This window comes from Streptomyces odonnellii (genome assembly GCF_000981895.1).
Taxonomy (GTDB): Bacteria; Actinomycetota; Actinomycetes; order Streptomycetales; family Streptomycetaceae; genus Streptomyces; species Streptomyces odonnellii.
The window spans coordinates 1-5,223 of sequence record NZ_LATD01000517.1; the positions used below are offsets into that span (position 1 = coordinate 1).

Annotated in this window: 3 protein-coding genes; all 3 read right to left on the reverse strand. The window is 71.6% G+C overall.

What is annotated here, in order from left to right; all coding sequences use genetic code 11:
- Nucleotides 1-141 precede the first annotated feature (141 nt).
- The 3 genes from dnaG to WH07_RS34285 all read right to left on the reverse strand — a co-directional run bounded on the left by dnaG (nucleotide 142) and on the right by WH07_RS34285 (nucleotide 5,098).
- Nucleotides 142-2,094, reverse strand: coding sequence for a DNA primase (gene dnaG / locus WH07_RS34275; protein WP_046508823.1), 1,953 nt, complete (start codon nucleotides 2,092-2,094; stop codon nucleotides 142-144).
- A gap of 45 nt (nucleotides 2,095-2,139) precedes the next feature.
- Nucleotides 2,140-3,453 carry an NAD(P)/FAD-dependent oxidoreductase gene (locus WH07_RS34280; RefSeq protein ID WP_046508825.1) on the reverse strand — a complete coding sequence of 438 codons (1,314 nt, stop codon included), beginning with the start codon at nucleotides 3,451-3,453 and terminating at the stop codon, nucleotides 2,140-2,142.
- Nucleotides 3,454-3,802: 349 nt separating this feature from the next.
- Nucleotides 3,803-5,098, reverse strand: a complete 1,296-nt coding sequence (locus WH07_RS34285) for a deoxyguanosinetriphosphate triphosphohydrolase (protein WP_046508832.1) — start codon at nucleotides 5,096-5,098, stop codon at nucleotides 3,803-3,805.
- Between the last annotated feature and the right edge of the window lie 125 nt (nucleotides 5,099-5,223).

Genomic DNA, 5,223 nt, shown 5'->3' on the forward strand with positions numbered 1-5,223 from the left:
GGCGAAGGGTGTACGAGGGGGTGCGCGGGGGTGCGTGAGTGCACGGGCACGTCGACGGTGAAGTGCCCGCCGGACGACCACCGGACGACCTTGCTGGGAGGGGAACCAGGCCCTGTCCGGCGGATCTTCGCGGGACAGGACCTAAAGCGCGGCAGCGCCCTGGGCGCGGAGCGACTGGCCGTACTGCTGGAGCACCCACAGCTCGTTCTGTACGGCGGCGAGGTGGTCCGGCGCAGCATGCGTGCCGAGCCGGGTCAGTGTGCCGGTCACCTCGCGGACGCGCCGGTCGACGGCGCGCAGCCGTACCTGCACGAGCTGCTCGCCCGCGTAGATCTCGTCGATCGACTTGCCGTGGAACACCTCGACCGCCAGCTCGGTGACCATGGCGCGCACCGCGTCGTTCGGCGCGGCCTCACGGACCCGGGCCAGATACTCCGGCGCGGACGCCAGTCCCTGTTCGGCGCCGCCGGCCTCCGCTATGGCACGGCGCACGGCCGCGTACGGGGGGGCGGTGAACTCGTCCTCGCCGTACGCGTCGAAGGCCGGGGAGACCAGTTCGGGCCGCTGGAGCGCGAGCTTCAGCAGCTCGCGCTCGGTGCGGTGGGCGGGGCTGCGCAAATTGAGCGCGGGCCCGGACACGGCCGGTCCCGCGGGCCCGGGGCCGTACGCACCAGGGCCTGCCGCGCCCGATTGTGACCGGTTCTCGGGCGTCTGCGCTCCGGAGCGCGCGCCCGGCCCCTGCGCGGGCCCCCTGCCCCCGCGGTCGCGCGCCCAACGCGCGACCCGGGCCACGCGCGCGACCACGAACTGGGTGTCCAGGATGCCCAGGATCCCCGCGAGCTGGACCGCGACCTCGTGCTGCGAGGCGCCGTTCTTGATCCGCGCCACGATCGGCGCGGCCTCGTCGAGCGCCGCCGCGCGCCCCGCCGGGGTCTCCAGGTCGTACCGCGAGACGATCTGACGGATCGCGAACTCGAAGAGCGGCGTACGCGGCTCGACCAGGTCCTGTACGGCTTCGTCGCCCTTGGCGAGCCGCAGGTCGCACGGGTCCATGTTGTCGGGGGCGATGGCGATATAGGTTTCGGCGGCGAACTTCTGGTCGTCCTCGAAGGCACGCAGCGCGGCCTTCTGGCCGGCCGCGTCCCCGTCGAACGTGAAGATCACCCGGGCGCTGCCGTTGTCCATCAGCAGCCGCCGCAGGATCTTGATGTGGTCGCCGCCGAAGGCCGTGCCGCATGTCGCGATGGCGGTGGTGACCCCGGCGAGATGACAGGCCATCACATCGGTGTAGCCCTCGACGACCACGGCCCGGCTGGACTTGGCGATGTCCTTCTTGGCCAGGTCGACCCCGTACAGCACCTGGGACTTCTTGTAGATCGGGGTCTCGGGGGTGTTCAGGTACTTCGGGCCGTTGTCGTCCTCGCGGAGCTTGCGCGCGCCGAAGCCGACCACCTCGCCCGAAATATCGCGGATGGGCCACATCAGCCGGCCGCGGAAGCGGTCGATCGGGCCGCGACGGCCGTCCTGGGAGAGCCCCGAGAGCAGCAGTTCCTTGTCGGTGAAGCCCCTGCCGCGCAGATAGCGGGTGAGATGGTCCCAGCCGGCCGGGCTGTAGCCGACACCGAAGTGCTCGGCCGCCGCCTGGTCGAAGCCGCGCTCCGCCAGGAACGTACGGCCGATCTCGGCCTCCGGGCCGCCGAGCTGCTCCACGTAGAACTGCGCGGCGATCTTGTGCGCCTCGACCAGCCGGGTGCGTTCGCCGCGCTGGCTCGCCGGGTTGTACCCGCCCTCCTCGTACCGGAGGGTGATGCCCGCGCGCGCGGCGAGCCGCTCGACCGTCTCGGAGAACGAGAGATGGTCGATCTTCATGACGAAGGCGATGGTGTCCCCGCCCTCCTGGCAGCCGAAGCAGTGGAAGAGACCCTTGCCCGGACTCACCTGGAAGGAGGGGGACTTCTCGTCGTGGAAGGGGCAGAGCCCCTTGAGATTGCCGCCGCCCGCGCTGCGTAGCTGGAGGTAGTCGGACACGACGGCGTCGATCGGGACGGCGTCCCGCACCGCCTTCACGTCGTCATCGTTGATCCTGCCTGCCACGCGTGAATACTACGGGGGCGCAGGGGCCGGAGCGGTCGACGCCGGTCAGCCGTGGTGGGCGCGGCCCTGCCCGCCGGCTCCGGGCGAACCGAGGGATCCGAGCGGGACGGCCGGGTCGGCCAGGGCGTCCGGGTCCTGCGGCTCGTCGGAGCGGACCAGCCGCTGGATGTCCTCGGTGACGTCCCAGACATTGACGTTCATCCCGGCGAGCACCTTGCGGTCCTTCAGCCAGAACGCGATGAACTCGCGCTTTCCGGCATCGCCGCGCACCACCACCTGGTCGTACGAGCCGGGCGGCGCCCATCCCGAGTACTCCAGGCCGAGGTCGTACTGGTCGGAGAAGAAGTAGGGGACGCGGTCGTAGCTGACGTCCTGGCCGAGCATGGCGCGGGCGGCGGCCGGGCCTCCGTTGAGGGCGTTGGCCCAGTGCTCGACCCGTACGCGCGGTACGGACAGCGTGCCGCCCCAGCCGGTGACCGGCAGGGCGGCCACATCACCGGCCGCGTAGATGTCCGGGTCGGAGGTGCGCAGGGCGGTGTCCACGGCGATGCCGCCGCCCAGGGCGCGGTCGGCGAGATCGAGACCGGCGGCCTCGGCGAGGGCGGTGCGCGGGGCCGCGCCGATGGCGGCGAGCACATCGTGGGCGGGGTGTTCCTCGCCGTCGTCCGTACGGGCCGACAGGACCATGCCGTCCTGGCCGGTGATCTCGGTGAGCCGGACGCCGAAGTGGAACCGTACGCCGTGCTCCTGGTGCAGTTCGGTGAAGAGCTGCCCCAGTTCGGGGCCGATCACATGGTGGAGCGGGGTCGGCGCGGTCTCGACGACGGTGACCTCGGCGCCGTAACCGCGCGCCGCGGCCGCGACCTCCAGACCGATCCAGCCCGCGCCGGCGATCACGAGATGGCCGTTGTCGCGGCCCAGGGCGGCCAGCGTCCGGCGCAGCCGGTCCGCGTGGGCGAGCCGGCGCAGATGATGCACTCCGGCGAGATCGGTGCCGGGGATGTCGAGCCGGCGCGGTTCGGCACCGGTGGTCAGCAGCAGTTTGTCGTACCGCACGGAGGTGCCGTCGCCGAGGTGCACGCACCGCAGATCGCGGTCGATGGAGGTGACGGTCTGGCCGAGGTGCAGCTCGATCTCGGCCTGCGCGTACCAGGCGCGCTCGTGCACGAAGACGCTGTCCCTGCCCTCCTTGCCGGTGAGATACCCCTTGGAGAGCGGTGGACGTTCATACGGGTGGTCGCGCTCGTCGCCGATGAGGATCACCCGGCCGGTGAAACCCTCCGAACGAAGGGTTTCCGCGGCTTTCGCCCCGGCCAGCCCACCGCCGACGATGACAAAAGTCTGATGTGCGTCGACCACTTGATGCCTCCTCTTCGCGCTGCCGCCATCTGCGAGCGTCCCGCACGGAGCGTGATGGCGAAAGAGGGAGCGCTCCATGGGCGTGTATCACTGCGTGATCCGGCTACCTTCGTACAGGCGCGGACCTGGAGCAGCGAGGCATGAGGGGCGCATGTCGCCCGGCCACGAGCGTCACCCGTCCATGATGCGCGGGAGCCGCGCGGGACGCGCGCGGGCAGGGGGCCGGGCTGGGGCTTCGGCGGGCGGGGCGTCGGGCGTCGGGCGTCGGGCGTCGGGCGTCGGGCGTCGGGCGTCGGGCGTCGACAGGATTGTGTCGGTGTCGCCTGTACGGGGTGGCTGTCCGGGTCCGTCAGGCGCGGCTCGTGAGCCCCGTGTGCAGGGAGCGGGCCGAGGCGTCGGTGAGGGACGCGATCTGGTCGACGATGACCCGCTTGCGCGCCCGGTCGCCGTCGGCCGATTCGAACAGCGCCCGGAACTGCGGATCGAGACCTTCCGGAGCGCGGGCCGTGAGCGCCTCGGCCAGCTCCGCCAGAATGATCCGCTGGTCGGCGCGGAGCGCTTCCTGCTCGGCACGCTGCATGACGTAGCGGTCGGCGACGGCCTTGAGGACCGCGCACTCCAGACGCGCCGCGCGCGGGACGACCAGTTCCGCGCCGTACCGGGTGAGCGGCCCCTTACCGTACGCCTCGCGCGTGGCGGCCTCGGCGGCCAGACAGAACCGGCCGATGAGCTGGCTGGTGGCGTCCTTGAGGCGGGACTGCGCGACCGCGGAGCCGTCATAGCCGCGCGGCCACCACTCCTGATCCATCAGGCGGTCGAGCGCGGCGGACAGCTCCGCCGGATCGGTGTCCCGTGGCGCATAACGGCCGATCGCCACCGCCCAAATCCCACGCCGTTCCGTCTCGGAGGAGAGCGCGGCGGGGTCGACATGGCCGGCGTGCAGACCGTCCTCGAAGTCGTGGACCGAGTACGCGACATCGTCGGACCAGTCCATGACCTGCGCCTCGAAGCAGATACGGTCCGCCGGGGCACCCTTGCGGGCCCAGCCGAAGACGGGCAGGTCGTCCTCGTACACCCCGAACTTCAGCGAGCCGGGCCGGGTGGGGTGGGCGCCGCGCGGCCACGGGTATTTGGTGGCGGCGTCCAGAGTGGCGCGGGTCAGATTCAGGCCGACGCTGACCAGGTCCCCCGTTTCCTCGAAGCGGACGAACCGTTTGGGCTCGATCCGGGTGAGCAGGCGCAGCGACTGCGCGTTGCCCTCGAAGCCGCCGCAGTCCGCGGCGAAGTCGTTGAGGGCCTGTTCACCGTTGTGGCCGAAGGGCGGATGGCCCATGTCATGGGCGAGACAGGCCGCTTCGACGAGATCCGGGTCGCAGCCGAGCGCGGCGCCCAGTTCACGGCCGACCTGTGCGCACTCCAGGGAGTGCGTCAGCCGGGTCCGGGGACTGGCGTCCCACTCCTGGCTGCGCGATCCGGGGGTGACCACCTGGGTCTTGCCCGCGAGCCTGCGCAGCGCGGCGGAGTGCAGCACGCGCGCGCGGTCGCGCTGGAAGGCGGTGCGGCCCGGACGCTTGTCGGGCTCGGGTGCCCAGCGTTCGGTTGCCGTCCCGTCGTAGGTGCCCGATGTGCCCGCTGTGCCTGCCATGCACCGAAGGTAACCGGAGCGGGTGGCGTACGGGGGTCCGAGGGGCAGCGAGGCGGTTACCCGGGACTGGTGAGAAAGGTGGCGGAAGGTGATGGATTGGGGGGGTTGCGTGGGTGGTCTGCGGG